At 74.8% G+C, this 1,681-nt stretch carries 3 protein-coding genes; all 3 read right to left on the reverse strand.

Annotated features, from left to right (window positions below; all coding sequences use genetic code 11):
• On the reverse strand, positions 1-256 hold a 256-nt coding region (locus AB0G02_RS38830), incomplete at its 3' end, for an alcohol dehydrogenase catalytic domain-containing protein (RefSeq protein WP_360805094.1).
• A complete protein-coding gene (locus AB0G02_RS38835; RefSeq protein WP_360805097.1) occupies positions 253-921 on the reverse strand; it encodes a DUF2306 domain-containing protein in 669 nt (222 codons plus the stop codon). The genes AB0G02_RS38830 and AB0G02_RS38835, both read right to left, overlap by 4 nt.
• 95 nt (positions 922-1,016) lie before the next feature.
• Positions 1,017-1,610 carry a response regulator transcription factor gene (locus AB0G02_RS38840; RefSeq protein WP_360805100.1) on the reverse strand — a complete coding sequence of 198 codons (594 nt, stop codon included), beginning with the start codon at positions 1,608-1,610 and terminating at the stop codon, positions 1,017-1,019.
• Positions 1,611-1,681 lie beyond the last annotated feature (71 nt).

Consider the following 1,681-nt stretch of genomic DNA (forward strand, 5'->3'; position numbering starts at 1 on the left):
CCGCCCGGCCCACCGCCTCCACCACGCCGGCGAAGTCCGTGCCCCGGATGCCCACCCGGGGCCGGCGCCACCCCATCACGCCGGGCGTGAGGCGGGCCAGGTACGGGTCGCCGCGCATGACGTGCCAGTCACGGGCGTTCACGGTGGCCGCGCGCACCCGCACGAGCACCTCGTCGTCCGCCGGCACGGGCCGCTCGACCTCCCTGAGCACCAGCACGTCGGGCGAGCCGTACCGGTCCTGCGCGACGGCCCTCACCGGGCACCCGGGGAGTTCGCGGGTCGGCGCGAGCGGCGGACGACCCATTCGGCCACGACGACGTTGATCAGCCAACCGGCGAGCAGCAGCAGGTCCTCGGCCAACCGGCCCGGTTCGCCGACGGCCAACCGCCAGGCCGCGAAGGTGAAGACCTGGGTGCCCGCGCCGAGGCCCACCGCGTAGGCGCGGATCATCCACTCGCGGTGCCGGCCGACGTCACGGCGGAGGACCGCGGTGAGGCCGAGCACCAGGAACAGGGCCCAGGCCGTGCCGAACACGAGCCGGAAGCCCATCAGCAGCGCGCCGGTCTCCGGTCGGTGGTCGAACACGCCCAGCCACAGCCCCGAGATCGCCCCGACGAGTCCGCAGAGGACCACCAGGCGTCCGGCCACCCGGTGCCACCCGATCCGCCGGGCGCGGAACCGGGGCGCGAACTGGAACGCGCCCACGAGCGCGTACAGGGTGACGCACACGATGTGGGTCGCCAGGGGACCGGGCGCGGGGTGGTAGTCCTCGCCGGGCGACAGGAGCTGCGGGCCGCCGCCGAGCGCGACCAGGCGGAGGGATCCGGCCAGCACCGGCACGAGGCTGAGCGCCACCAGCCCGGCCGGCACGCGCCACCCACCCCTGGCAGGGGCGGCGGGTCGTGGTGTTGTCGTCGTCATGCCGCAGATCGTGGCCGGTGCGGTGGTCCCGGTTCATCGGGCGAAGGTCCACGGCCCGACCGGCCGGAAGTCCGGTGCCGGGGTCGTACTTCCGGCTAGCGGCGGGCGTCACCGCGCCGGATCCGGTCGGTCTCGTACGCCCAGATGGCGATCTCCACCCGGTTCCGGACGCCGAGCTTGTTCATCAGGCTGGTGATGTGGGTCTTGACCGTGCTGAGCGTGATGTGGAGCCGCGCGGCCACCTCGCTGTTGGTGCACCCGGCGGCCACGGCGGCGAGCACCTGCTCCTCGCGGTCGGTGAGCGGTTCGACGGGCTGCGCCGGCGTCGCGGGTGGCGCCGAGCCGGCGAACGCGTGCAGCAGCCGGGCGGTGACGGCGGGCGCGATCAGCGCCTCGCCGTTCGCGGCGGCGTGCACGGCCTGGGCCAGTAGCGCGGGGCCCGAGTCCTTGAGCAGGAAGCCCTTGGCGCCCGCGCGCAGCGCCGCGTAGACGTACTCGTCGAGGTCGAACGTGGTGATCACGACGACCGCCAGGGGATCGGTGACGCCCGGCCCGGCGAGCGTCCGGGTGGCCTCGATGCCGTCGACCACCGGCATCCGGATGTCGAACAGGCACACGTCGGGGCGCAGCCGCCGGGCCAGCTCGACCGCCTGCCGACCGTCGCCCGCCGCGCCGACGCCCGCGAACATCTCCGGGGTCACCGGCACGCACGACGTCTACGTCACGTTCACCAGCGGCCAGCCCGCGCCGTACGTGAGCG

This window comes from Actinosynnema sp. NPDC023658, assembly GCF_040639995.1.
Classification (GTDB): domain Bacteria; phylum Actinomycetota; class Actinomycetes; order Mycobacteriales; family Pseudonocardiaceae; genus Actinosynnema.

Bases quoted from the DNA above. Each gene is read 5' to 3' on its own strand.
- AB0G02_RS38835 (WP_360805097.1), bottom strand. From the start codon at position 921: ATGACGACGACAACACCACGACCCGCCGCCCCTGCCAGGGGTGGGTGG.
- AB0G02_RS38840 (WP_360805100.1), bottom strand. From the start codon at position 1,610: ATGTTCGCGGGCGTCGGCGCGGCGGGCGACGGTCGGCAGGCGGTCGAG.